Below are 25,488 nucleotides of genomic sequence, written 5' to 3'. Positions count from 1 at the left end.
CCGGCTCGTGCTGAATCTGCCGGTGCTCAGGCACGACCGCACCCGTTCAACGCCCGCGCTCGCGGGTCGGGCGAGCCGTCGGAATCGAATGCCTCCTCGCGTTCCCGATCGGCGCCGAGCACCGTGTCGTACACGGCGAGGAGGCGCCGGGCGGAACGCGTCCAGTCGAGCTGCAGTGCGTGCTCCCGGCCCGCCGACGCGAGTTCCCGCGCAACCTCCGGGTCGGCGAGGATGCGCCGGATCGCCTCGCCCCACACCTCCGGATCCCGCGACCCGAGCACGACACCGGTCCGACCGTCGACGACGGCTTCCTGCAGTCCGCCGGATGCCGCGGCGACGACGGGCACGCCGCTCGCGGCCGCCTCGAGAGCCACCAGCCCGTACGTCTCCGAATGCGAGGGCACCAGCACGATCGATGCCTCGCGAAGCAGGCCTGCGAGATCCTGACGGGCTCGGGGGCCGAGGAACCGGACCCCTCCGTCGATCCCGTGCTCGGTGGCGATCGCCCTCAGCTCGTCGACGTATCCGGCGTAGTCGGCGGACACGTCACCGGCGATGAGGAGCTCGGGGCGCACGGCGGGAGGCACCGCCGCGATCGCGCGGATCGCGAGGTCGAAGCCTTTCAGAGGCTGCAGGCGACCCGCGACGAGCGCGTACCGGCCGCTGTTCCCCGGCGTCTCCTCCGCCGGGTGGAAGAGTTCCCCGTCCACCCCGGGCAGCACGACCGACACCCGGTCCGCCGTGCCGCCGAGTCGCTGCACCACCGTGTCGGCCTCCGCCTCGCTGGCGGTCACCACCGCGTCGGACTCCTGTGCGAGCCACGCCTCGCCGGCCATCCGCCCCGCCGATTCCGGGCGTTCGCCCGACGACAGCGGAGTCGACTCGTGCGCCGCGATGCTGTGGAAGCTCTGCACGTGGGGCACCCCGTGCAGTCGGGCGTACGGCAGCGCGGCCATGCCGGAGAACCAGTGGTGCGAGTGCACGATGTCGTAGGGGCCGCACGCGTCGAGTCGTGCCCGGAACTCGTCGATGTACGCCTCGTGGACTCCCTTGGGCATGGGCTCCGGCGGTCCGGCGTCGAGGAACCGCAGGGTGAGCCCCTCGCCGAGCCGCTGCTCGTCCGGCTGCTCGGGTGAGGATCGCCGCGTCACGATCTCCACCTCGTGGCCGAGCGACGCCATGGCCTCGCCCTGTTTCAGCACCACGACGTTCATGCCGCCCGCGTCGCCGGCTCCCGGCTCGTCGCCCGGCGACGTGTGCAGGCAGACGAGCGCGACGCGCAGAACGGAAGGAAAGGGGGGCATGAGCAAATGTTAACGTCGCCGACTGGGCGCCGAATCGCCGCACGCCACCGACCGCATCCGCGACGCCCGCGGGTGACGCACAAGGAGGGAATTCCCGCGGGGAAAGGAACCGGAAACTTCTCCTCCGCGCGGTGGCGCCAACCGCGTGCACTGCGGCGTAGTGTGAGCGGGTGCATCTCGCAGTACGGCCGATCCAGCACGGTACCGGCCACCGACGAACCCGCTTTCACACCTCGCAAATAGTCGCCGGAGGGTTCGCCGGAGCCATCCTCATCGGCACCGGCCTGCTGATGCTGCCGAACGCCAAAGCCGGCGCCGGCGGAGCGACGTTTCTCGAGGCGCTGTTCACCGCGACCTCGGCGGTGTGCGTCACCGGGCACATCATCGTCGATACGCCGACGTACTGGACGCCCTTCGGCCACGTCGTCATCCTGGTGCTCGTTCAGATCGGCGGATTCGGCATCATGACCTTCGCGTCGGTGATCGGCCTCGCGGTTCTGCGCAAGCTGTCCCTGCGGTCGAAGCTGAACGCGGTCGCCGAGGCGAAGAGCATCGGCCTGGAGGATGTGAAGGGCCTGCTCCTCGGTGTCGCCACCATCTCGCTTCTCATCGAGGCGGTCGTGGCCGTGCTGCTGACCCTGCGATTCGCGATCGGGTACGGCGAGCCGTTCGGTCGGGCGCTGTGGCTGGGAGTCTTCCACTCGGTGTCGTCCTTCAACAACGCCGGCTTCGCGCTCTTCAGCGACAGCTTCATGTCGTACGCGACCGACCCGTTCATCTGCCTGCCGATCTGTGCGGCGATCATCCTCGGCGGGCTCGGCTTCCCGGTGATCGTGCAGTTGCGGCGGCACCTTCGACGCCCGATCAAGTGGACGATGAACACCCGCATCGTGCTGGTGGGCACGGTCGTCCTCCTCGTCGCCGGAACGGCGTACATCACCGCGGTCGAGTGGTCGAACCCGAGAACCCTCGGTCCGCTCGACTGGCCGAGCAAGCTCCTCGTGGGATTCTTCCAGTCCGTGCAGACGCGCACCGCGGGGTTCAACAGCATCGACGTGGGCGCGATGGACCCGGTCAGCTGGCTGGGAATGGACGCGCTGATGCTCATCGGCGGCGGTCCGGCGGGAACCGCCGGCGGCATCAAGATCACGACCTTCGCGGTACTGCTCTTCATCCTGATGACCGAGGTGCGCGGGGAGCGCGCCGTGAACGTCTTCGGCAAGCGGCTCCCGCGGTCCGTGCACCGGGAGGCCATCACGGTCGTTCTTCTCGCGATGGGTGTGGTCGTCGCGGCAACGGCTGCCCTGATGCTCATCACCGACATCGGACTGGACCGGATCCTGTTCGAGGTTCTCTCCGCATTCAGCACCGTGGGGATGTCCACCGGGATCACCGCCGATATCCCCGCGGCCGGCCAGCTCATCCTCATCGTGCTGATGTTCATCGGCCGGCTCGGCCCGATCACCTTCGCTTCCGCTCTCGCGCTCCGCGACCGCCGGATCACCTACGAACTCCCGCAGGAAAGGCCCATCATTGGCTAACTTCGCCCTCTTCGGCTCGTCGCAGCCGACTCGAATCGCCGAAGCGGACTCGGTCGCCGTCATCGGGCTCGGCCGATTCGGCAGCGCCCTGGCCCTCGAGCTCATGGCGAGCGGCACCGAGGTGCTGGGCATCGATGCGCGGGAGGACACCGTGCAGAACCACAACGGTCTGCTCACCCACGTGGTGCGGGCCGACTCCACCAAGGAGGAGGTGCTGCGCCAGCTCGCCGTGCCGGAGTTCGATCGCGTGGTCGTGGCGATCGGCAGCGACATCCAGGCGAGCATCCTCACCGCGTCGCTGCTGCTCAAGCTGAACATCCCGAACATCTGGGCGAAGGCGGTCAGCGACCCGCACGGCGAGATCCTCGACCGGCTGGGCGTGCACCACGTCATCTATCCGGAGAAGGACATGGGTCAGCGCGTCGCCCACCTCGTGCGCGGCGCCATGCAGGACTACATCGAGGTCGGCGACGACTTCGCCCTCGTCAAGACGGTGCCCCCGCGCGCCGTGATCGGTATGCCTCTCGGTGAGTCGAAGATCCGCGCGACGCACGGCGTGACCGTCACGGCGTTCGAGCGACCCGGCGCCGGCTGGAAGTACACGACGGTCGACACGGTGCTCGAACCGGGGGACATCGTGCTGATCGCCGGGCAGACGAAGAAGGTCGAGGCGTTCAGCCAGCTGCAGTGACGCGGCCGGTCGGGCTCTCGGCCCGATGAGGTAGCGTCGGGGAGCCTCCCTGGTCCACCGGAAAGGAGTTCGCCGTGTCCGCTTTCCCCGGCCCTTCTTCCTCGGCGCCCGCCTGGCGGCGCATCGACAGGTGGATGCTCGCGATCGCGACGCTGGTGATCCTCGTCCTCGGACTGGGCGCGGTGCACGCCATGGCCGACCCCGTTCACGGAACGGCGCATGCGTCGCACGAGAGCCACGCGTCCGCCACGACTGTCGGCGGACACGCCCAGCCGACCGGGGATGCGCCCTCGTCGCAGCATTCGCACTCGTCGCATTCGCACGCCGCCGCCGCCGTCGCCGCGAGTGGTGCCGCCGCTCACGCCGCGAGCGTCGCACCACCTCGGAACGTCTCCGCCGCGTCGTGGACCGCGGCCGGTGGAGGCGAAGGGCTCGGCACCGAACACTGCGCGGGCCATACCGGGCCCCACTGTTGCGCCGCGGCCGTGGCATGTGCGGAGATCACCGCCATTCCGATGCTGCAGCTCGATGCGCGGATGCCGCCCGTGGCGGGCCATCTCGTCGCACCGCCGCTCCCACCGCAGGTCGGCTCGCGAAGCGCGGAGCCGCCGCGCCCACCCTCGCTGACGCTGCTCTCCGTCTTCCGCATCTGATTCCCGACGCCGATCCCCCCGGGGATGCGCACGCCCGCGGCGGCCACGGGGCCGCTCGCGGAGAATCCAGTCGGATAGCAACAGAAGGACCAGTACTCATGAAGAACAGTTCAGTGACCCTCGGCGGGCTCGCGCTCGCCGCCGCCCTCGCCCTGAGCGGCTGCGCGCCCGCTGGCGAACCCACCAGCGGCGGATCGGACTCCGCCCCCGCAGCGGAGGACGTTGCCACGTCGTTCAACGACACGGACGTCATGTTCGCGCAGATGATGATCCCGCACCACAGTCAGGCCATCGAGATGAGCGACATGATCCTCGCCAAGGACGACATCAGCACGGACGTCACCGACCTGGCGACGCAGATCGCCGACGCTCAGGGTCCGGAGATCGATCAGCTGACGGCCTGGCTGGACGAGTGGGAGGCGGAGCCCCTCGACGGCATGGGCGACATGCACCATCCGATGGAAGGCATGATGTCGAACAATCAGATGGCCCGCCTGGACGCCGCCACCGGCGCCGAAGCGGAACGCCTGTTCCTCGAGAACATGATCATCCACCACGAGGGTGCCATCGACATGGCGGAAACCGAGGTGGACGGCGGAGAGAACGCCGACGCCATCGCGCTCGCGAACGAGATGATCACCAGCCAGCAGGCCGAGATCGACACCATGCAGGAGCTCCTCACCACGCGCTAGACCGGCGCGTGCCCCGGGGACGCTTCCCAGGGGCGGATCGGGAACAGCCGGTCCGCCCCTCCGCTCCCGCGAGGGCGCCGACGGCCGCCGACGGTCGCCCACAGCCGGTGTCGCTCCCTCAGTTCCCAGCCAGGTCGGCCACGGCGGAGGCGATCTCGTCGGCGCTGCGTTCGGTGGAGTCGAACCGCCGGGCGGCGGGGATGTGCGGGAGCAGTGCGCGGAAGCGAGCATGCGCGGCGGCGTGGAAGTCGGGCTCGCGCGAGCGGCCCCGCCCGGGCTGCACCTGCGCGCGCGCGAGCGTCACCTCCACCGGAGCGTCGATGACCACCCAGAGCGGCACGGTGCCGGGAGGCAGCTGGTCGGTCAGTGCCGCCTGCTCCTCGGGCGAGTAGATCGGTCCGACGACCACGACGTAATCCACCGCGGAACGCAGCCATCGCCCGACGAGAGCACCGTGGGCCTCGTGCGCGGCGAACCAGAGTCCGGCCGAGGCCGCTCCGGGTTCCGCCACCATCGCCGCGACCTCATCGACGTCCGCGACCACGACCGTGCGCCCGCGCGACACCAGCAGGTGCGCCAGCGCATCGGCGGTCGCGTTCTTCCCGGCCGCCATGGGACCGGTGAGCACGATGAGTCGCGGCATAACGTCACGTTAGGGCCGCTCGGGGGCATCCGCCTCGCGTCCGGCGAACGGCGTGGCGCGCGAATGTCGGTGGTTGGGGCAAGGATGTAACCGATGAGCACCGTGCTCGAACGCTTCTCCCCCGCCACCCGTGAATGGTTCGGCGGGGCCTTTCCCGCGCCCACCGAGGCGCAGATCGGCGCATGGGAGGCCACGTCGAAGGGGGCGCACGCGCTCGTCGTGGCTCCGACCGGCTCCGGTAAGACGCTCGCCGCGTTCCTCTGGGCCATCGACCGGTTGGCGTCGTCGCCCGCGCCGGAGGATCCGGTCCGGCGCACGCGGGTGCTCTACATCTCTCCGCTGAAGGCGCTGGCCGTCGACGTCGAGCGCAACCTTCGCTCCCCCCTCGTGGGCATCACGCAGACCGCGAAACGCCTCGGTGCCGATCCGCCCGCCGTGACCGTCGGCGTGCGCTCCGGCGACACCCCGCAGGCCGACCGTCGCGCGCTGTCCAAGGCGCCGCCCGACATCCTGATCACCACGCCCGAGTCGCTCTTCCTCATGCTCACGTCGGCGGCCAGGGAGACGCTGCTCGGTGTGGAGACCGTGATCGTGGACGAGGTGCACGCGGTCGCCGCTACCAAGCGCGGCACCCATCTCGCGCTGTCCCTCGAACGACTCGACGCACTGCTCGACAAGCCGGCGCAGCGCATCGGCCTGTCCGCCACGGTGCGGCCGCACGAGGAGGTGGCGCGGTTCCTGGGCGGGCGCGCGCCCGTCACGATCGTCGCGCCGACCTCCACCAAGAAGTTCGACCTGCGGGTCGTCGTTCCCGTCGACGACATGACCGAACTCGGCACCTCGGCGCCCACCGAGGGCTCGGCCGCCGGTGCCGAGAAGCAGGGCTCGATTTGGCCGCATGTGGAGGAGGGGATCGTCGACCTCGTGCTCAGCCACCGGTCGTCGATCGTGTTCGCGAACTCGCGGCGCCTGAGCGAGCGCCTCACGGCGCGGCTGAACGAGATCTACGTCGAACGCATGGAAATGGCTGCGGCAGCCGCCGAGAGCGCGGACGCCGAGGGGACCGGTGCCGTCCCGGACGAGAGCGAGTCGACGCTCGTCGGGGCCGCGTCCCTCCAGCAAGCCCGGGAAACGGGATCGCGGTCCTCCCTTCGACAGGCTGAGGGACCGACGTCGACGGGACGCGACGCATCGCCCGCGCGCCTGCCGGCCGCCCTCATGGGGCAGGCGGGTCTCACCGCCGGTGTCGACCCGCTGCTCGCACGCTCGCACCACGGTTCCGTGTCGAAGGAGCAACGGGCGATCATCGAGGACGACCTGAAGTCCGGCAGGCTGCGCTGCGTGGTGGCCACGTCGAGCCTCGAGCTGGGGATCGACATGGGCGACGTGGACCTCGTGGTGCAGGTGGAGTCCCCGCCGTCCGTCGCCAGCGGTCTGCAACGCGTCGGGCGCGCCGGTCACCAGGTCGGCGAGGTCTCGCGCGGTGTGATCTTCCCCAAGCATCGCGCCGACCTCATCCACTCCGCGGTCACGGCCGAGCGGATGACGCAGGGCGCCATCGAGTCCCTGCGCGTGCCCGCCAACCCGCTCGACGTGCTCGCCCAGCAGACCGTCGCGGCGACAGCACTCGACACCCTCGATGTGGACGAGTGGTTCGACACGGTGCGCCGGTGCGCGCCGTTCGCCGCGCTGCCCCGGTCCGCGTACGAGGCGACCCTCGACCTCCTCGCCGGGCGGTACCCGAGCGACGAGTTCGCCGAGCTGCGCCCCCGCATCGTCTGGGACCGCGACGCCAACACCATCACCGGGCGCCCCGGCGCCCAGCGCCTCGCCGTCACCTCGGGCGGCACCATCCCCGACCGCGGACTCTTCGGCGTGTTCATGGTGGGTGGCGATCCCGGCAAACCGGGCGGTGCCGGCAACCGCGTGGGCGAGCTCGACGAGGAGATGGTCTACGAGTCCCGCGTGGGCGACGTGTTCGCCCTCGGGGCCACCAGCTGGCGCATCCAGGAGATCACCCACGACCGCGTGCTGGTCACGCCCGCCTTCGGTGAGCCCGGGCGCCTGCCGTTCTGGAAGGGCGACGGCCTCGGCCGGCCCATGGAACTCGGCCGGGCGATCGGCGCGTTCGTGCGCGAGCTGTCGGGCGCCGCACCGGATGCCGCGCGCGAGCGGGCGACCGCGGTGGGTCTCGACACCCGGGCGACGAACAACCTCATCGCGTTCCTCGACGATCAGAAGGCGGCCACCGGCCACGTGCCCACCGACCGCACCCTCGTGGTCGAGCGCTTCCGCGACGAGCTGGGTGACTGGCGGGTGGTGCTGCACTCGCCGTACGGCATGCAGGTGCACGCGCCGTGGGCGCTCGCGATCGGAGCGCGGGTGAGCGAGCGCTTCGGGCTCGACGGCGCGACGATGGCGAGCGACGACGGAATCGTGGTGCGCATCCCCGACACCGACGGCGAGCCGCCGAGCGCCGAGCTGTTCGTGTTCGAGCCCGAGGAGATCGACGCGATCGTCACCGCGGAGGTGGGCGGGTCGGCGCTGTTCGCCTCGCGATTCCGCGAGTGCGCCGCGCGGGCGCTGCTCCTCCCCCGCTACAACCCGGGGAGGCGGTCACCGCTGTGGCAGCAGCGGCAGCGGGCCGCGCAGTTGCTCGACGTGGCGCGCAAGTACCCCACCTTTCCCATCGTGCTGGAGACCATCCGCGAGGTGCTGCAGGACGTCTACGACCTGCCCGCACTCACCGATCTCGCCCGCCAGCTGCAGTCGCGCCGCATCCGCATCGTCGAGACCACCACGACCATCGCGTCCCCCTTCGCCCGGAGCCTGCTCTTCAGCTACGTGGGCGCGTTCATGTACGAGGGCGACAGCCCGCTCGCCGAGCGCCGCGCGGCCGCGCTCTCGCTCGACACCGGGCTGCTGTCCGAGCTGCTGGGTCGCGCCGAGCTGCGGGAGCTGCTCGACGCCGCCGTGATCGAGCGCACCGAACTCGAGCTGCAGCGCCTCGCCGACGATCGTCGCGCGCGCGACATCGAGGGCGTCGCCGATCTGCTCCGGATGCTCGGCCCGCTCACCGCCGAGGAGGTGGCCGCCCGGGTGGAGAACGAGCACGCCGCCGAATCCGCGGGCTGGCTCGACCAGCTCGTGGCGAGCCGACGTGCGCTCCGCGTCACCTTCGCCAACCGCGAGTGGTGGAGCGCCATCGAGGACGCCAGCCGTCTGCGCGACGCCCTCGGCGTTCCGCTGCCCATCGGCACCCCCACCGCCTTCGTCGAACCGGTGGCCGACCCGCTGGGCGACCTCGTCGGCCGCTTCGCCCGCACCCACGCGCCCTTCACCGTCGCATCCGCCGCGGAGCGCCTGGGCCTCGGCACCGCGGTGGTGCTCGACACGCTGCGCCGCCTCTCCGGCGAACGCCGGGTGGTCGAGGGCGAGTTCCGGCCGGGCGCGACCGGCAGCGAGTGGTGCGATGTGGAGGTGCTGCGCCGGCTGCGCAGCCGTTCGCTCGCCGCGCTCCGGCACGAGGTCGAGCCGGTGTCGCCCGACGCGTTCGGCCGATTCCTGCCCGCCTGGCAGCACGTCGGGTCGAACCTCCGCGGAATCGACGGCGTGCTCACGGTGATCGACCAGCTCGCGGGCGTGCCCATCCCGGCATCCGCGTGGGAGAGCCTCGTGCTGAAGGTGCGGGTGCGCGACTACGCACCCAGCATGCTCGACGAGCTGACCTCGACCGGCGAGGTGCTGTGGACCGGAGCGGGCAGCCTGCCCGGCAACGACGGGTGGGTCACCCTCCACCTCGCCGACACGGTTCCGGTGACGCTGCCCGAACCCGCCGAGCACGACACCACCGAGCTCGAGCGCGAGGTGCTCACCACCCTCGGCTCGGGCGGCGCGTACTTCTTCCGCCAGCTGTCGGATGCGGTGGGCTCGACCGACGACACCGCGCTCGTGACCGCGCTGTGGGACCTCGTCTGGGCGGGACTCGTGACCAACGACACGTTCTCGCCGCTGCGCGCACTGCTCGGCGGAGGCAAGACCGCACATCGCGCACCGACGCGCACACCGCGTGCGCGCATGTACCGTGGGCGAGCATATGCGCGGCCGAACATGCCCACGCGGGGCGGGCCGCCCACCGCCGGTGGACGCTGGTCGATCGTGCCGCTCGCCGAGACCGATGCCACCGTGCGCGCGCACGCCACCGCGGAGACCCTGCTCGAACGCTACGGTGTGGTGACGCGCGGGTCGGTCGCCACCGAGCGCGTCCCCGGCGGCTTCGCCCTCGCGTACAAGGTGCTGAGCGGGTTCGAGGAGTCGGGGCGCGCACGGCGCGGCTACTTCATCGAGAAGCTCGGAGCCGCCCAGTTCTCCACCGGCGGCACCATCGATCGGCTCCGGTCGTTCACGCGCGATCCCACCCTGCCGGCACCCGCACCCACCGCGATCGCGCTGGCCGCGACCGACCCGGCCAACCCGTACGGCGCCGCGCTGCCCTGGCCGGGCAGTGGGGCTGCGGCGGACGCCGACGCCGACGCGCTCCCGGAGGCGTCGGGGCAGAGCCTGGCCGGTGAGGTGCCGACCGCTCCCGCCGCGCCGGGCAGTCCTCCGCGCGCGCCCAGCTCGACCGGGTCCGCGGGTTCTGCGACCGGGCATCGACCGGGCCGCAAGGCGGGTGCCCTGGTGGTCCTGGTCGAGGGCGAGCTCGCCCTGTACGTGGAGCGTGGCGGAAAGTCGGTGCTCGCGTTCCGCGACGACGAACCCACGCTCCGCCTCGCATCCGCGGCCCTCGCCGGACTCGTGCGTTCGGGTGGCGTGGACAAGCTCGCGGTCGAGAAGGCGAACGGCGACTTCGTGCTGGGCACGCCGCTCGGCGACGCGCTGCAGGACGCCGGATTCCTGGCCACCCCCCGAGGATTGAGGATGCGTGCCTGAGGGCGATACCGTCTACCGCACCGCCAAGCACCTCAACGAGGTGATGGCGGGCACCGTGCTCACCCGGTGCGACATCCGCGTGCCGAAGTTCGCGACGGTGGACTTCACCGGCGAGACCGTGCACGAGGTCGTGAGCGTAGGCAAGCACCTGCTCACCCGGGTGGGCGACCACAGCATCCACACCCACCTGAAGATGGAGGGGTCGTGGCACATCTACGGGCACGGGTCGCGCTGGAAGCGCCCCGCGTTCGAGGCGCGCATCCTGCTCGACAACGCCGACTGGTCGACCGTCGGCTTCGCGCTGGGCGTGGTGGAGGTCGTGGCGCGCGAGGATGAGCACACCGTGGTCGGGCACCTCGGACCCGACCTGCTCGGCCCGGACTGGGATGCCGACGAGGCGCTCCGCCGCATGTCCGCTGACCCCGACCGGGCCATCGGCCTGGCGCTCCTCGACCAGCGCAACCTCGCCGGCCTCGGCAACGTGTACCGCGCCGAGCTGTGCTTCGTGCGCGGCCTGCTGCCCACCCGACCGGTGCGCGACGTGCCCGACCTGCCCGGCCTCGTCGACCTGTCGCGCCGCGTGATCGTCGCGAACAAGGACCGGATCGAGCGCACCCTCACCGGCGACCTGCGCCCCGGCCGCATGACCTATGTGTACGGCCGCAAGGGCAAGCCGTGCCGCCGCTGCGGCACGCCCATCGAGCGCGCCGACCTCGGCGACCCGGTGCGTCCCGGTCAGGGCGCGCAGGATCGCGTCGTCTACTGGTGCCCGCGCTGCCAGACCTGACATTGGTCCCTGAGCCCGTCGAAGGGCGGTCCCTGAGCCCGTCGAAGGGGCATGAGGCGCGGGAACGTCCCTTCGACGAGCTCAGGGACCGTGGATCTCCGGGACCGCAGTACGCACCCAGCGTCCCTTCGACGAGCTCAGGGACCGTGGGCGCTCAAAGACCGCTCGGGCTCAGGGCGCGGGGACCGCACGACGCACGGTCAGTGCCCGCGGGCGATCCACTCCTCGATGTGCGGCGCCTCCGCGCCGACGGTGGTCGAGTCACCGTGACCCGTGCGCACCACGGTGTCGGCGGGCAGCGTCAGCAGGCTGTCGCGGATCGACGCGATGATCGTCGGAAAGTCGCTGTAGGAGCGCCCGGTGGCCCCCGGCCCGCCGGCGAACAGCGTGTCGCCGGAGAAGACGGTGCCCTCGTCAGCCAGCAGGTAGCAGGTGGATCCCGGGGAGTGTCCGGGGGTGTGCAGCGCCTCGAGCGTCGTACCGGCGATCGCGAATGTGTCGCCATCGGCGACCTCCGCGTCGGGGGCGGTGTCGGGGTACACGGCGTCCCACAGCATCCGGTCGGCGGGGTTCAGCAGCACGGGGGCGTCCACGAGCTCGCGGAACTGGCCCACGGCACGGATGTGGTCGTCGTGCGCGTGCGTCAGCAGGATGGCGACGACACGGCGGTCGCCCACCGCATCCGCAACGGCCCGGGCGTCGTGAGCGGGGTCGATCACGATCACCTCGCGGTCGTCGCCCACGATCCACACGTTGTTGTCGACGTCCCAGGTGCCTCCGTCGAGCGAGAACGTGCCCGAGGTGACGAGGTGCTCCACGCGCGCGGCCATCAGAGTTCCACCACCGATCGCAGCACGGTGCCCTCTTTCATGCGGTCGAACGCGGCCTCGATGTCACCGAGTCCGATGCGCTCCGAGACGAAGGCGTCGAGGTCGAGGTTGCCCTGGCGGTAGTGGCTCACCAGCATCGGGAAGTCGCGCGAGGGCAGGCAGTCGCCGTACCAGGACGACTTGAGGGAACCGCCACGACCGAACACGTCGAGCAGCGGCAGCTCGATCGTCATGTCGGGGGTCGGCACTCCCACGAGCACCACCGTGCCGGCGAGGTCGCGGGCGTAGAACGCCTGGCGGTAGGTCTCGGGGCGGCCGACCGCGTCGATCACCACGTTCGCGCCGTTCCCGTCGGTGAGCGCGCGGATGGCCTCCACCGGGTCGTCGTCGCGCGAGTTGATGCCGTGGGTGGCGCCGAGCGTGCGCGCCAGCTCGACCTTTCGCGGGTCGATGTCGACGGCGATGATCGTGGTCGCCCCCGCCAGCTTGGCGCCCGCGATGGCCGCGATGCCCACGCCACCGCAGCCGATCACGGCGACCGAGTCGCCGCGGCGCACGTTTCCGGTGTTGAGTGCGGCGCCGATGCCGGCCATGACGCCGCAGCCGAGCAGTCCGACGGCGGCGGGATCGACATCCTCGTCGACCTTCGTGCACTGCCCGGATGCCACCAGCGTCTTCTCCGCGAACGCCCCGATGCCGAGGGCGGGCGAGAGTTCCGTGCCATCCTCGAGGGTCATCTTCTGCGTGGCGTTCGCCGTGTTGAAGCAGTACTGCGGCTCGCCGCGGCGGCACGCGCGGCACTCGCCGCACACCGCACGCCAGTTGAGGATGACGCGGTCGCCGGGAACCACGTTGGTCACGTCGGGTCCGACCGCGGAGACGACGCCGGTCGCCTCATGGCCGAGCAGGAACGGGAAGTCGTCGTTGATGCCGCCCTGCTTGTAGTGCAGGTCGGTGTGGCAGACGCCGCAGGTGAGGATGTCGACGAGCGCCTCACCGGGACCGGGATCCGGCACGAGGATCGTCTCCACCGACACCGGCGCATCCTTCGCTCGAACGACGACAGCCGAAACCTTGTGCACCATGTACTGTTCCTCTCGCGGCCGCGGGTCCGTCGGCCCTGCCCCTCCATTCGACCACGATCGGATGCCGAGCGGCGCCCGAAGCGGCTGTATCCCGACGCGGCACCGCCCCGCCCGCCGGGAACCCGCCGGGAGTGGGGGCGCCGCGCGCTAGGGTGATCGGATGATTCGTCACACCGTCGTGTTCCGCCTGTCCCACGCCGAGGGGTCGGAGGAAGAGGCCGAGTTCCTCGAAACCGCAAGCAGCCTGCGCACCATCCCCGGCATCTCGAACTTCGAGGCGTTGCGACAGGTGGGGGCGAAGAACGACTACCGCTTCGGGCTGTCGATGGAGTTCGCCGACCAGGCCGCGTACGACGCCTACAACGAGCACCCCGATCATCAGGCATTCGTGCAGAACCGGTGGCTCCCCGAGGTGACGGACTTCCTTGAGATCGATTACGTGCCGTACGACCCCGCTCGATAGCCGCACCCGCCCGGGAGCCCCATCGCCGGGCACCCACTCCGCGCACGTCCGGAGCCGCCTCTGGAGCAGCTGTGGGCACGCCCGCCACAAGGCTGACCGGTGCGCGTCAGCACGGGCTCCCGAAGTCGGGGAGAATAGGTCCAGTGAATTCCTCCGACGGGCACCAGCGCAGCGAGCCGGACGATGGTTTCTCCCGCCGTGCCACGGACGACGACCCGCACTCGGCTGCAGGCGATGACTCGCACCGCCCCGCGGACGATGACCTACGGCCCACCGCGGACGATGCCCTGAGCGGCGGCACCGACAACATCAGCACCGACATCCACACCGCCCCGGGCACCGATGCTGCCGTGAACGATGCCGTCGACTCCGCTGCCGACACCGCTGCGACCGACCCCGCCCACCCGCCGCGCACCGGGAAGCGCAGCCACCTCGTCGACCTGTCGCCGCTGCGGGAGAGCCCCGCCTTCGCTCGACTGTGGCTCGGTGCCGCCATCTCCGGCATCGGCAGCCAGATGACCATCGTGGCCGTCGGCCTGCACATCTACGACATCACCCGGTCCACGTTCGCCGTGTCGCTCGTGGGCGCGTTCGCGCTGATCCCGATGATCATCTTCGGTCTCTACGGCGGCATGCTGGCGGACGCGTTCGACCGGCGGCGCGTCGCGTTCATCGCCGCCGTCGCCGCCTGGGGGTCGACCATCGGGCTCGCCGGCCTCGCCTGGTTCTCGGTCGACGTGGTGTGGCCCTTCTACCTGCTCACCACGTTGAACGCGGTGGCCGCCACCGTCGTGGGCACGGTGCGATTCGCGATCTTCCCGCGCATCCTCCCGCGGCGCCTGCTGCCCGCCGCGTCCGCCCTCACCGGCATCTCCGGAGGCATCATGGTGACCGTCGGACCGGCCGTCGCGGGTGTGCTCATCGCCACGGTCGGCTTCGCCTGGACCTACACGATCGACGTCGTGCTGTTCCTCGCGGCCTTCGTGGGGATCCTCTCGCTGCCCCGGCTGCCACCGGAGGGTGAGGTGCACCGCCCGGGACTCGCGTCGCTGCGTTACGGCTTCGCGTTCCTGCGCACCGCTCCGAACATCCGCATGTCGTTCCTGGTCGACATCCTCGCCATGACGTTCGGCAACCCGCGCGTGGTGTTCCCCGCCGTGGCCACGCTCGTACTGGGCGGCGGCGCGGTGACGGTCGGCATCCTCACCGCGGCGGTGGCGGTCGGCGCGCTGGCGAGCAGCCTCTTCTCCGGTCGCACCGGGCATGTGCGGATGCAGGGGGTGGCGATCGAGCGGGCGATCCTGGTCTACGGCGGTTTCATCCTCGGTTTCGGAGCGCTCCTCGCGGTGATGTCCACCGGCGCCTTCGGCTCGGTCTCCGCCGCCGTCGGCGACATGAACGTGACCGCCGTGGTGCTCGCCGCCGTGCTGCTCGCAGGAGCCGGCGCCGCCGACAACATCAGCAGCATCTTCCGCCAGACGATGCTGCAGTCCGCCGTCCCCGACCACATGCGAGGACGCCTGCAGGGCGTGTTCACCGTCGTCGTGACGGGTGGGCCGCGTGTCGGCGACATGTACGTCGGCATCCTCGCGGTGACGGCGGCGCTGTGGTTCCCGCCGCTGCTCGGCGGGCTCGCCATCATCGCCTCCGTGGCGGTGCTGGTGCGGGTGCAGGGGTCGTTCCGGCGATACGACGCGCTGAACCCGCTCCCCTGACACTCTGCCGCGCATGACACGCGTGGGCTCAGTAGCGTGGATTCGTGCAGCGATCCCGTCGTGAACCCATCTACAGCACCGCCGTCGCCGCCGGCCGTGCCCTGTTCGGGCTGCTGCGCCTGCGGCGCATCGAATCGGGTCTCGAGAACCTCCCCCGGAACGGTGGCGCGGTGATCGCGATGACGCACTTCGGCTACCTCGACTTCGCCCTCGTCGAATGGGTCCTCTGGTTGCACTGCCGGGGCCGCGTCCGCTTCCTGGCGAAGCAGAGCGTGTTCGACAAGCCCGTCCTCGGATGGCTGCTGCGGGGCATGCGCCACATTCCGGTCGACATGCAGGCGGGAGCGGATGCGTATGCGCGCGCCGCCAAAGCGCTGCGCAAGGGCGAGCTCATCGGCGTCTTCCCCGAGGCGGGCGTGAGTGCGTCGTTCACCGTGCGGGAACTGAAGACCGGGGCCGTGCGCCTCGCCGGTGACGCGGGCGTGCCGGTCATCCCGGTCGCCGTGTGGGGCGGGCACCGCCTGCTCACCAAGAACCGGCGCATCCGGTTCCGCGAGCGTTTCGGGGTGCCGGTGTCGTTCGCCGTCGGCCAGCCGATCGAGATCCACCCCGGTGACAATGTGACCGAGCGCACCACCGAACTGCGGAGCACGCTGCAGGCCCTCGTGCACGGACTGCAGGCCGAGTACCCGGTGGACGGGACGGGCACGTGGTGGCAGCCGAGGGAGAGCGGCGGCACCGCACCGACGCCGGAGGAGGCCGCGGCCGCCGACGAGGAGCGCCGCCTGCGGCGGGAACGAGAGGCGCGAGCCCGCGCGCGGTGAGACACTCCTCCGCCAGCTTCTTCCCCGCCCCGCTCGGGATGCCGCTCCGGGAATCGTCACCGGTATCGAATAGGCTTCAGGCTCCCCGAAGCGGAAGGGTGGCCGGATGTCGACTGCAACGATCCTCGACCTCGTTCTCCTCCTGCTCTTCCTGTCGTTCGCGATCTACGGCTACCGCAGCGGACTCGTCCGGAGCCTGAGCGGCATCCTCGGCATCGTCGCGGGCGGCGTCGCCGCGCTGTTCGTGGTGCCGATCATCACCCCCGTGATTCCGGCGCCGCAGTTGCGCACCCCGGCCGCACTCGCCGCCACCGCGCTCCTGATGCTCATCGGCCTGTCGCTCGGCCTCACCATCGGGCACGCCCTCCGACGCGGCGTCCGCCGGGTGAGACTCGGGGTGCTCGACCGGATCCTCGGTGCCGCACTCACGCTTGTGGCCTCCGCGCTGGTCGCCTCGATGCTGGCGTTCAGCATCGGCGCCCTCGGCGTGCCGGTGCTCTCGCAGGCGCTCGCGTCGTCGACCGTCATTCGCACGGTGGACGATCTGACGCCACGACCCGTCGACGCGTTCCTCGCTCAGTTGCGGTCGACCGCGGTGCAGGAAGGCCTGCCCCGCATCGTCGAAGCGTTCTCCGGACCCAATCCGGAGATACCCGAGTTCGACACCGGCGGACCGGCACTGGCGGCGGCAGCCGAATCCGTGGTGCGCATCACCGGGAACGCCTACGCCTGCGGACGGAACCAGTCGGGAACCGGCTTCGTGATCGCCCCCGACCGCATCGCGACGAATGCGCACGTGGTCGCGGGCGTGTCCGAGCCCGTGGTCGAAGTGCCCGGGGGCAGTACGACGGTCGGCAGGGTCGTGTACTTCGACCCCGTGGACGACCTCGCCGTGCTCGCCGTGGACGGTCTCGCCGCCCCGGCCATCCCGCTGGCGGGCACCCTCGCCGCCGGTAGCCGCGCCGTGACGCTCGGCTACCCGTACGGGGGGCCCTTCGACTCCGGTCCGGCCGAGGTGATCTCGGTCGGTGAGCTCGGCATCCCCGACATCTACGGGGACTCCCCGGTGCCGCGACTCGTCTACACACTCGCCGCCGACGTGGCCCAGGGCGAGTCGGGCGGTCCGCTGCTCACCGAAACGGGCGAGGTGGTCGGCGTGATCTTCGCGCGGGCCACCGACACCGAGAACGTGGGTTACGCCCTCGCGATGGAGGAGGTGCGTCCGGTGGCCGACCAGGCGGCGGCCCTCACCGAGGCCGTCATCCCCGGCACCTGCACCCGAGGCTGACCGGGGTCGACCGCCGCCCGACCGCGGTGCGATCGTTGTCGTGTCGTGTCGTGTCGTGTCGCGGTCGCCGTCGCGGCCGCGGTCGACGTCGACGTCATGGGACGACGCGCTAACCGGCCGCACGTGATCGTCGGCATAGGCTCGTGAGAAAGCCCACCCGAGGAGACGCCGCATGACCCTGCCCCCGTTGCTCGACCACATCGTCATCGCGGGACCCGACCTCGCGGCCGCGGTCGACGAGGTGGAGCGCCTGACCGGAGTGCGGGCGAGTCCCGGCGGATCGCACCCCATCGGCACCGCCAATCATCTGATCGCGCTCACCATCGACGGCGAGCGCGGAACGCAGTACATCGAGATCATCGGCCCCGATCCCGCCCGCACCGGCACAGAACTCCCCTCGAAGTTCGGCATCGACCGATTGACCGGAATCGAGCTGGTCGCCTACGCGATCCACCCCGTCGACATCGAGGCCGCCGCCGCACAGGCCGCAGCCGCGGGGGTCGATCCCGGTCCGGTAGTCCCGCTCTCCCGTCGGACGCCCGCCGGAGACCTGCTCGCGTGGCGCCTCACGCATTCGCTCGTGCCCTCGGTCTCGCCGCTGCTGCCGTTCCTCATCGACTGGGGCCAGACGGCGCACCCCGGCCTGTCCGACCTGCCCGCCCTCGAGCTCGTCGCGTTCACCGCGACCGACCCCCACCCCGACTCCGCCCGTCGGGCGGTGAACGCCTTCGGCAGCCCGCTGGACATCGCGCGTGGCGACGCTCCCCGATTGGTGGTCACCGTGCGCGGACCTCGGGGCGAGGTCACGCTCTAGCCGGGACGCGACGCGCGCCCGAGAGCGGTTCCCTCCGGATCACCGCGGCCCGCTTTCCAGCGCTGTACATCAGCTCGCCGTGCTGCCGCGCACCACCAGGTCGAATCCGACGAGTTCGTGGCGTCCCGGCCCGCGCTCGCCGTCCATCCGGTCGCGGAGCAGCCGGAACGCGATCTGCGTCAGCCTGGCCTTGTCCGGTCGGATCGTGGTCAGTCCCGGACTGGTGAACTGTGCCATGAGGATGTCGTCCCAGCCCACGACGGCCACATCGTGGGGCACAACCCGCCCGCATCGGGCGAGCGCTTTCATGGCCCCGATCCCGGAGAGGTCGTCGAAGCAGACGAGCCCGTCGAACTGCTGGCCGGCGTCGATCGCGTCGATGACCGCTGCCTCGGCGGCGAACGCGCCGAACTGCGTCATGGGGATCAGGAGATCGTCCCCGCAGGAGGCGCCGAACTCCCGAAGGGCGGAGCGATAGCCGTTCAGGCGCAGCCTCGCAGTCTCGTGGCCGGCCGACATCGACCGACCCAGGAAGGCGACGCGCGTCCTGCCGGACTGCAGCAGATGCAATGTCGCGGCGCGGGCGGCGGCGATGTTGTCGATCATCACGTGGTCGACCGCCGGTGGCGCGGCCGTCTCGCCGAGAAGGACCAACGGCGTCGCACCGCGGAACTGGTCGATCGCCGCGCCGTCGAGAACCGTGGGCTGGAAGATCAGACCGTCGATGAGTCCCTGCTCGCGACCCCGGAGCACGGCGCGCTCGTCTTCGAGGCCCCCGGTGGTCTGCTCGATCAGCAGGCGGTAGTCGAAGCCGTCGACCTCGGTCGATACGAGGGCGGCCAGTTCGGCGAAGTAGGGAGTCTCGATCGCGGGAAGCGCGAAGGCGATCATTCCGGTCCTCCCGGTGGCGAGGCGCCGAGCGATGCTGTGCGGCACGTAGCCGAGCTGATCAATCGCGTCCTGGACCTTCGCGCGCATCGACGGGCGCACATGCTGGTAGTCGCGCACCACGTTGGACACGGTCTTGGTCGACACGCCGGCGAGGGCCGCGACGTCTTGCAGAGTCACTGTCATCGGACGGGTCAGCGGTCGACGAGAGTCATTTCGAAGCCGTAGAGGTCGGGGCGATAGCAGTGATGCCCGTACTCGACGGCCGCGCCGTCGGCGTCGTACGCCCTGCGATCCATGGTGAGCACCGGCGCGCCGCGTCCGATGTCGAGGAGGTGGCCTTCGTCGACCGTGGCACGCCGGGCCCCGATTCGCTGGCGCGCCACCCTGAGCGTCACACCTCGGGCGCGCAGCTCGTGGTACAGGCCCTGATTGCTGAGCGTTTCAGCCGTGATATCGGCGAAGGCCTCAGGGAGATAGTTCTCGAGGACGGCGATCGGCGCGGCATCGGCGAACCGGACCCGGCGGATCTTCAGCACGCGCACCGGCGAGGTGAGTCCCAGCTGCTCCGCGATCTGAGGGGTCGCTTGCGCCAGCGTGACGTCGAGTACCCGAGTAGATGGCACCCGGCCGGCGCGTCGGAGGTCGTCGTACAGGCTCGTCAGATCGATCTGTCGGGCGACGGACCCGTGAACCACCTGTGTTCCGACCCCGCGCCGCCGCACTAGGAGCCCCTTCTCGACGAGCTCCTGAATCGCTCGGCGCACAGTCGGCCGGGACAGCGAGAGACGCTCGCTCATCGACACCTCGCCCTCGAGCCGAGCTCCGGGCGAAAGAGACCCCGTAGCGATCGCATCCTCGAGGCCGGCGGCGAGGCGGACCCAGAGAGGGGAGGATGCCGTCGCCGGCTGGAGCAACTGCTCGGCCGGGAGCATGACCGCCTGTCCTCCGTCGAGCACCTTGCCTCCGCCCCGCGTCCGCACTGACATGGATGTTGATATGTCATGTTAGTACGAACGCGCGTAATCGTTGACGTTCTCGCCTCAAATGTCCTAACATAATCCGGGGTCGAGCCCGACAGATCGGCAGAGCAGCCGACGGGGTACCCCAGGAGAGGTATCGCAATGAAGCGCACTTATGTTGCCGCTGCGTTCACGGCCAGCGTGGTCGCTGCGGCCGGGCTCACCGGTTGCTCCGCGGGAGGCGGCGACGGAAGCGACGGCTCCGTGACGATCACGATCATGGAGACCAAGCAGACCAACATCGACGCGATCAGCAAGGAGATCCCCGGCTTCGAGGCCGAGATGGCCGAGCAGGGCAAGGACATCAAGGTCGAGCTGATCGCCGATGTGCTGACCGATGAGCAGTTCATGACCAAGATGACCCAGCAGCTCATCGCCGGGCAGGCGCCCGACGTGCTGGACATCGGCGAGAACATGGCCATCTCCTGGTCCTCCGCCGGGTACCTCGCGCCGCTCGACGACTATCTGAGCGAGTGGGACGGCTGGAGCCACTACTACCCCGCCGTCAAAGAGGCGATAACCCGCCAGGACGGACAGGTGTACAGCCTGCCCTCCGGCGCCGGCGTGCTGAACCTGTTCTACCGCAAGGACATCCTGACCGAGCTCGGGGTCGACACCTCTCAGCCCGAGACGTGGGACGAACTGATCGGGCGACTCGTCGAGGTGAAGGAGAAGACCGGAGACACCCCGATCGTGATCCCGGCCGGCACGGCGTGGGGCGGCGGGACCTGGGGCGAGGGCTTCATGCCCCTGCTCGGAGGGACCGACACGGAGTTCTACGACACCGAGACCGACACGTGGGACCTCGAGAGCCCCGGCTGGTTGGCCGTCTTCGAGCTCTACGACGACCTCGTCAGCAACGGCCTGATGCCGGTGGAGGACCTGCAGAACCCGAACCCCTGGGAGCCCACCAAGTACGAGAAGTTCCCGGAGGGCGAGATTCAGGTTGCGGCTCAGGGCACCTGGGGCTGGAAGTTCGACTGGGGCCCCAATGGGGCTACTCCCATCGAGGGGCTCGTGGAGAAGGTCTCGACCTGGCAGTTCCCCGGCCTGCGTTCCGGTGATAAGCCGTACGGCTGGAGCAACACCGGGGGCGGTTACGCCATCTCCGAAGATTCGGAGAACAAGGAGGCCGCATGGGAGTTCATCAAGTACCTCTCGACCGGTGAGCCCCTCGCGGAGCAGCTCGTCGCCTCGGGTGCGGCGTCCGCCCGTGACGACCTCGACGACGTGGCGCCCTACTCCGAGGAGCCGCAGCTGCTGCAGGCCGGCGAGGACCTCGGCGAGAGCGTCTTCGTAGTGACGGGAGACGGCGCCGCTCAGATCGGACAGGCAGTGGCGTCGGCAACCGAGCTGATCCTCAGCGGACAGGCCGATGGACAGCAGGCCTACGACGCGTTCGTCAAGGACGCGACCGACCTGCTCGGCCCCACCCTGGTGAAGGAGTGACAACCCTCGTCGACGTACCCGCCTCGGCGCAGACGGCCACCCGGCCGTCTGCGCCGAGGCGCCGACGCGGGCAGACCTGGCCCTTCGTCCTCATCCTGCTCGGGCCCTCGGCGGTGCTCATCCTCGTGTTCATCGTCTTGCCGGCGGTCTACGGTCTCTGGCTCAGCCTGACCAACACCCAGCTCACCGGGTTCGCCGCGCGCGACCCGAAGTTCGTCGGTCTCGACAACTACACCTATCTGCTTACAAGCGCCGACTTCCTCAACTCTCTGGGACAGACCGGAACGTTCCTGCTGTTCTCCGCGATCATCGGTCAAACCGTACTCGGCATGGTGGCCGCGATCCTGCTCAGCCGACCGTGGATCCACGGCAAGGGCTTCTTCGGTGCGGCCGTCCTCATGCCGATGGTGGTTCCCGAGGTCGTGGCCTCACTGACCTGGGCGAGCGTGCTCGCGACAAGTCCGGAAGGCACCCTGAACCGCCTGCTCAACATCTTCGGCGGGGAGCCGACCGCCTGGCTGCAGACGGCGCCGATGATGGCGATCATCCTCGTGAACATCTGGCGCGGGCTCGCATTCGCCATGATCATGTTCCAGGCCGCGCTCGAGGATGTCCCCGCCGAGCTGATCGAGGCCGCCCGGGTGGACGGGGCGAAAGCGGTGCAGGTGTTCCGTCACGTCACGCTCCCGCTGATCCGAGGACCGGTGTTCCTCTACCTCCTTCTCACCACCATCAGCACCGTCGGAGTGTTCGGGCTCGTTTACTTCCTCACGCGCGGCGGCCCCGGCGGGCAGACCCGCATCGCCGCCATCTACATCTACGAGCGTGCCCTGCAGTTCTCGCAGATCGGCATCGGCAGTGCCGCATCGATCATCCTGCTCGTCATCGTTCTCGTGCTCGGCGCCGTCTACGTGCGTCTGGCGAAGGTCGAGGTGTGACATGACCATCCTCAGAAGCCGCACGGCGGCACCCGTCCTGAACCCGCGTCGCCGCCGACGGCTACGCCCCGTTGACGTCGCGCAGCGGTCTGTGGGCTACGTCCTGATCGTCCTTCTCGCGCTGTTCTGCCTCGTCCCCTTCGCCTGGGTCGTGCTGAGCGCCGTTGACGCGGACGCCGGAGCGACGGTGCAGATTCCCGCCTTCTCCTTCGACAACTTCATCCGGTTCTTCACCGCCTCCGGCACGCCGCTGCTGCTCATCAACAGTCTCGTGATCGCCATCTCCTCGACCGTGCTCAATCTGGTGCTCGGGATCGCGGGCGGCTACGCGCTGTCGCGCTTCGCGTTCCCCGGTCGTCGATTCTTCATGTTCGGCATCTTGCTGATCCGGGTCATCCCGGCACCGGCGACGATCATCGCGCTCTACCTCATCATGGTGAACCTCGGGCTCGCGAACACCCTTCACGGACTGATCATCGTGCAGGCGGTGAGCGGACTCCCCGTTACCCTGTGGCTCATGAAGGGCACCGTCGACGCCGTTCCCGTCGAGCTGGAGGAAGCGGCGTGGACCGACGGCAACACGCGTCTGCAGGCCGTGCGCCGCATCGTGCTTCCCCTCATCGGGCCGGGACTCGGCGCAGCAGCGATGCTCATGTTCATGGGCTCGTGGGGCGACTTCCTCACGCCGCTCGTGATGCTGCAGAACCAGGACCTCTATCCGCTCGCCATCGGACTGTTCCGTGCATTCAGCGAGCGCAACGTCATCGACTGGGGTCTGCTCGCCGCGAGCGCGGTGATCTACGTGCTGCCGCCGGCCGTCCTCTACATGCTCGTCCGCAAGCACCTCCTCAAGTCCAGCCTCGGCGGAGCGCTGAAGGGATGACGCCGATCAATGAGTCCGAGCGGCTCCCCGTGCTGGTCGTCGGTGCCGGCGCAATGGGGGGCGAATGGATCCGCATGCTCGCGACATCGGCGCACGCCGAGCCGGTCGGCGTCGTCGATCTCAACGTCGACCTCGCGGCAGCCACCGTCGCGTCGGCCGGACTCGACGTCGCCGTCGGCTCCTCACTCGTGGAGGTGGCGAAGGCGGCGGGTGCACAGGCGGTCGTCAATGTGACGGTGCCGCAGGCGCACCGGGTGGTGAACGAGCAAGCGATGCGCGCGGGGCTTCCGGTGCTGTGCGAGAAGCCGCTCGCCCCGACCGTCGCCGAGGCGCTGCGCCAGGTGGCGCTGGCCGACCTCACCGGCGAGCTGCTCATGGTGAGCCAGTCGCGGCGGTACTTCAACCACCTCGCCGCCTTCCGCGAGACCGTCCGTTCGATCGGTACTCTGGGCGCCGTGCACGCCCAGTTCTTCCACGAGGACCACGAGCCCGGGTTCCGCGAGCAGATGGCGCATCCGCTGCTGGTGGACATGTCGGTGCATCACTTCGACATGCTCCGCTATCTGAGCGATGACGAGCCCGTGAGTGTTCGCTGCGACTCATGGAACCCGTCGTGGAGCTGGTTCGCCGGCCACGCAGCGGCGACCGCGACATTCGAGCTCGCCTCCGGCGCGCGCTTCATCTACTCGGGCAGTCGAGCGACGCCCGGGCTGCAGACCTCATGGAACGCCGACTGGCACGTCTACGCCGAGAGGGGCGCGGCGGCGTGGGACGGCGACGTCACCGTCGAAGCCGACGCCGACGCCGACGCCGACGCCGACGGAGTCTCCTTCGAGGTGCAGGACCGCAGCGAAGGCATCGAGGGCAGCCTCGAGGAGTTCGTCGCGTCGTTGCGCTCGGGCCGCACCCCGCAGAACGAGGTGCGCACCAACGTGCTCACCTTGGCCATGGTGGAGGGCGCGATCCGCAGCGGTGACCGCGGCGGCGACAAGGTGATGATCGGCGACCTGCTCGAGGATTCGCTCGCCCAGGCCATCGCCGACGAGCAGAGTGACGACGTCGCAGATATTCTGCGCTCGTGGACGAGTGCCGCAGACGGCATCGCCACCCCGGCCTGGGGATCGTCCCCGGCCCCCATCGCGTCAGGAGGCGCCCGATGACCACGTCAACTCCCGAGAAGAAAGCCATCCGCGTCGTCGTCTGGGGCGAGAACCGCCACGAGCAGATCAACGAGGTCGTGCGCGGTATCTACCCGGACGGCATGCACAACACGATCGCGGGCGGTATCCGCCGCCTTCTCGGCGACGAGGTCACGGTCACCACGCGCGTGCTGGACGACCCCGAGCACGGCATGACGGAGGAACTGCTCGCGGAGACCGACGTTCTGCTCTGGTGGGGCCATACCGCGCACGAGGAGGTGACCGACGAGGTCGTCGACCGCATCCAGAAGCACGTGCTCGAAGGCATGGGCATCATCGTCCTGCACTCGGGGCACCACTCCAGGATCTTCCGCCGCCTCATGGGCACCACCTGCAGTCTGCGGTGGCGCAACGACAACGACGGCGAGTTCGTCTGGACGGTCGCGCCGCGCCACCCCATCGCCGAGGGCGTCCCGCAGCCGCTGATCATCCCCGGCCAGGAGATGTACGGCGAGTTCTTCGACATCCCGGAGCCCGACGAGCTCATTTTCATCAGTAGCTTCTCGGGCGGGGAGGTGTTCCGTAGCGGCATCACCTACAACCGCGGCTACGGCAAGGTGTTCTACTTCAGCCCCGGCGACGAGATCTTCCCCGTCTACCACCAGCCCGACGTGCAACGTGTGATTGCCAACGGGGTGAAGTGGGCGCATTCCGAGCGCGCGCGCGAGTCGTACCTGGTGACGCCGATGTACATCCCGGGCGAGTTCGATCGGCCGGTGCTCCCGTCACCCGACGGCCTCGTCGACTATTACACCCGCGAGCTCATCGCGCCGCGGGAGGATGCGGAATGACGGAGTAGTCGATCTTCGTAGAAGGAAGTGGAGCCCGAGTTCCTCTGGACAAAGGA

At 69.9% G+C, this 25,488-nt stretch carries 22 protein-coding genes; 16 read left to right on the top strand and 6 right to left on the bottom strand.

Translation table 11 applies throughout. From position 1 onward, the window contains the following. Positions 1 to 26 precede the first annotated feature (26 nt). A complete protein-coding gene (locus tag EY822_RS07990; RefSeq protein ID WP_150307784.1) occupies positions 27 to 1,304 on the bottom strand; it encodes a glycosyltransferase in 1,278 nt (425 codons plus the stop codon). A 170-nt stretch (positions 1,305 to 1,474) separates the two neighbouring features. On the opposite strand from EY822_RS07990, the gene EY822_RS07985 reads away from it, so the two are divergent. The 4 genes from EY822_RS07985 to EY822_RS07970 all read left to right on the top strand — a co-directional run bounded on the left by EY822_RS07985 (position 1,475) and on the right by EY822_RS07970 (position 4,881). Continuing rightward, positions 1,475 to 2,845, top strand: a complete 1,371-nt coding sequence (locus EY822_RS07985; protein ID WP_406610122.1) for a TrkH family potassium uptake protein — start codon at positions 1,475 to 1,477, stop codon at positions 2,843 to 2,845. Beyond that, positions 2,838 to 3,536 carry a potassium channel family protein gene (locus tag EY822_RS07980; protein ID WP_227497130.1) on the top strand — a complete coding sequence of 233 codons (699 nt, stop codon included), beginning with the start codon at positions 2,838 to 2,840 and terminating at the stop codon, positions 3,534 to 3,536. The genes EY822_RS07985 and EY822_RS07980 overlap by 8 nt, the downstream gene beginning before the upstream one ends. 74 nt (positions 3,537 to 3,610) lie before the next feature. After that, a complete protein-coding gene (locus EY822_RS07975; protein ID WP_150307783.1) occupies positions 3,611 to 4,189 on the top strand; it encodes a hypothetical protein in 579 nt (192 codons plus the stop codon). Between the two features lie 98 nt (positions 4,190 to 4,287). After that, a complete protein-coding gene (locus tag EY822_RS07970) occupies positions 4,288 to 4,881 on the top strand; it encodes a DUF305 domain-containing protein (protein ID WP_150307782.1) in 594 nt (197 codons plus the stop codon). Between the two features lie 118 nt (positions 4,882 to 4,999). Here EY822_RS07970 and EY822_RS07965 read toward each other — a convergent pair whose 3' ends face one another. After that, positions 5,000 to 5,524 carry an ATP-binding protein gene (locus EY822_RS07965; RefSeq protein ID WP_150307781.1) on the bottom strand — a complete coding sequence of 175 codons (525 nt, stop codon included), beginning with the start codon at positions 5,522 to 5,524 and terminating at the stop codon, positions 5,000 to 5,002. 93 nt (positions 5,525 to 5,617) lie between these two features. On the opposite strand from EY822_RS07965, the gene EY822_RS07960 reads away from it, so the two are divergent. Continuing rightward, positions 5,618 to 10,456 carry an Lhr family ATP-dependent helicase gene (locus EY822_RS07960; RefSeq protein ID WP_150307780.1) on the top strand — a complete coding sequence of 1,613 codons (4,839 nt, stop codon included), beginning with the start codon at positions 5,618 to 5,620 and terminating at the stop codon, positions 10,454 to 10,456. Beyond that, entirely contained in the window at positions 10,449 to 11,243 is a 795-nt protein-coding gene (locus EY822_RS07955) for a DNA-formamidopyrimidine glycosylase family protein (protein WP_150307779.1), read from the top strand. Before EY822_RS07960 ends, EY822_RS07955 begins: the two co-directional genes overlap by 8 nt. Positions 11,244 to 11,443: 200 nt before the next feature. Here the strand turns inward: EY822_RS07955 and EY822_RS07950 are convergent, their stop codons facing one another. Next, positions 11,444 to 12,073 (bottom strand): MBL fold metallo-hydrolase, encoded by a 630-nt coding sequence (locus tag EY822_RS07950; RefSeq protein ID WP_150307778.1) that lies wholly within the window; start codon positions 12,071 to 12,073, stop codon positions 11,444 to 11,446. Then, the gene (locus EY822_RS07945; RefSeq protein ID WP_150307777.1) at positions 12,073 to 13,158 is read right to left on the bottom strand and encodes an S-(hydroxymethyl)mycothiol dehydrogenase; all 1,086 of its coding nucleotides are present in this window, start codon (positions 13,156 to 13,158) and stop codon (positions 12,073 to 12,075) included. The genes EY822_RS07950 and EY822_RS07945 overlap by 1 nt, the downstream gene beginning before the upstream one ends. Before the next feature lie 160 nt (positions 13,159 to 13,318). Between EY822_RS07945 and EY822_RS07940 the strand changes: the two genes are divergently transcribed. The 5 genes from EY822_RS07940 to EY822_RS07920 all read left to right on the top strand — a co-directional run bounded on the left by EY822_RS07940 (position 13,319) and on the right by EY822_RS07920 (position 18,262). Continuing rightward, positions 13,319 to 13,621: a Dabb family protein gene (locus EY822_RS07940; protein WP_150307776.1), complete on the top strand. Its 303-nt coding sequence runs from the start codon at positions 13,319 to 13,321 to the stop codon at positions 13,619 to 13,621. A gap of 143 nt (positions 13,622 to 13,764) precedes the next feature. Beyond that, positions 13,765 to 15,336 (top strand): MFS transporter, encoded by a 1,572-nt coding sequence (locus tag EY822_RS07935; RefSeq protein ID WP_454824028.1) that lies wholly within the window; start codon positions 13,765 to 13,767, stop codon positions 15,334 to 15,336. A gap of 44 nt (positions 15,337 to 15,380) precedes the next feature. Next, positions 15,381 to 16,160: a lysophospholipid acyltransferase family protein gene (locus EY822_RS07930; RefSeq protein ID WP_150307775.1), complete on the top strand. Its 780-nt coding sequence runs from the start codon at positions 15,381 to 15,383 to the stop codon at positions 16,158 to 16,160. Between the two features lie 106 nt (positions 16,161 to 16,266). Continuing rightward, the gene (locus EY822_RS07925; RefSeq protein ID WP_150307774.1) at positions 16,267 to 17,448 is read left to right on the top strand and encodes a MarP family serine protease; all 1,182 of its coding nucleotides are present in this window, start codon (positions 16,267 to 16,269) and stop codon (positions 17,446 to 17,448) included. A 172-nt stretch (positions 17,449 to 17,620) separates the two neighbouring features. Next, complete coding sequence (locus EY822_RS07920) at positions 17,621 to 18,262, top strand: VOC family protein (protein WP_150307773.1); 642 nt, start codon at positions 17,621 to 17,623, stop codon at positions 18,260 to 18,262. A gap of 69 nt (positions 18,263 to 18,331) precedes the next feature. Here the strand turns inward: EY822_RS07920 and EY822_RS07915 are convergent, their stop codons facing one another. Next, positions 18,332 to 19,336, bottom strand: coding sequence for a LacI family DNA-binding transcriptional regulator (locus tag EY822_RS07915; protein ID WP_150307772.1), 1,005 nt, complete (start codon positions 19,334 to 19,336; stop codon positions 18,332 to 18,334). Between the two features lie 8 nt (positions 19,337 to 19,344). Continuing rightward, on the bottom strand, positions 19,345 to 20,139 hold the full coding sequence (locus EY822_RS07910; RefSeq protein ID WP_227497129.1) for a GntR family transcriptional regulator: 795 nt from the start codon (positions 20,137 to 20,139) through the stop codon (positions 19,345 to 19,347). A 135-nt stretch (positions 20,140 to 20,274) separates the two neighbouring features. On the opposite strand from EY822_RS07910, the gene EY822_RS07905 reads away from it, so the two are divergent. From EY822_RS07905 to EY822_RS07885, 5 genes are read left to right on the top strand one after another with little or no spacing between them, the layout of a single operon-like run. Then, positions 20,275 to 21,621, top strand: a complete 1,347-nt coding sequence (locus EY822_RS07905; RefSeq protein WP_150307771.1) for an ABC transporter substrate-binding protein — start codon at positions 20,275 to 20,277, stop codon at positions 21,619 to 21,621. Then, the gene (locus EY822_RS07900; protein WP_150307770.1) at positions 21,618 to 22,559 is read left to right on the top strand and encodes a carbohydrate ABC transporter permease; all 942 of its coding nucleotides are present in this window, start codon (positions 21,618 to 21,620) and stop codon (positions 22,557 to 22,559) included. The genes EY822_RS07905 and EY822_RS07900 overlap by 4 nt, the downstream gene beginning before the upstream one ends. A gap of 1 nt (position 22,560) precedes the next feature. After that, positions 22,561 to 23,442 (top strand): carbohydrate ABC transporter permease, encoded by an 882-nt coding sequence (locus EY822_RS07895; RefSeq protein ID WP_150307769.1) that lies wholly within the window; start codon positions 22,561 to 22,563, stop codon positions 23,440 to 23,442. Then, positions 23,439 to 24,602, top strand: a complete 1,164-nt coding sequence (locus EY822_RS07890; RefSeq protein ID WP_150307768.1) for a Gfo/Idh/MocA family protein — start codon at positions 23,439 to 23,441, stop codon at positions 24,600 to 24,602. Before EY822_RS07895 ends, EY822_RS07890 begins: the two co-directional genes overlap by 4 nt. Next, complete coding sequence (locus EY822_RS07885; RefSeq protein WP_150307767.1) at positions 24,599 to 25,432, top strand: ThuA domain-containing protein; 834 nt, start codon at positions 24,599 to 24,601, stop codon at positions 25,430 to 25,432. Before EY822_RS07890 ends, EY822_RS07885 begins: the two co-directional genes overlap by 4 nt. The last annotated feature ends 56 nt before the right edge of the window (positions 25,433 to 25,488 follow it).

Source organism: Planctomonas psychrotolerans, from assembly GCF_008642235.1.
Lineage (GTDB): Bacteria > Actinomycetota > Actinomycetes > Actinomycetales > Microbacteriaceae > Planctomonas > Planctomonas psychrotolerans.
The sequence above is the reverse complement of the archived record's forward strand: the minus strand, read 5'-3'. Positions and strand labels throughout refer to the sequence as shown.